Origin of the sequence: Pseudomonas sp. FW305-25 (genome assembly GCF_017351415.1) — a bacterium.
GTDB classification, from domain to species: domain Bacteria; phylum Pseudomonadota; class Gammaproteobacteria; order Pseudomonadales; family Pseudomonadaceae; genus Aquipseudomonas; species Aquipseudomonas chlororaphis.
The window spans coordinates 1-260 of sequence record NZ_JACNDE010000095.1; the positions used below are offsets into that span (position 1 = coordinate 1).

General features: G+C 54.2%; 1 protein-coding gene. It reads right to left on the minus strand.

Translation table 11 applies throughout. The features are described 5' to 3' along the window. Nucleotides 1-260: DDE-type integrase/transposase/recombinase (locus J4E58_RS31835; protein WP_207255380.1), on the minus strand; the 260-nt coding region annotated here is incomplete at both ends.

Sequence of the window (260 nt, forward strand, 5' to 3'; positions counted from 1 at the left end):
ACCACCAAATTGACAACAGCGACAACCCCGCACGCCCCGCACTGGCGAAAGGAACACCATTGTCAGTGCGAATGCGTTCAGGCATCCCATAGGTTTTGAACAACCGTTCGAACGTTTTTTGGGCGTCTTTGAAGTTGGTGCTGGGCATACTCTCGCAGGCCAACAGAAAACGGCTCGCATGGTCCATGACCGTCAAGGGGTAACACCAGACCCCTTCTCCTGTCAGGTATTGCCCTTTGTAGTCAGCGCTCCATAGCTGG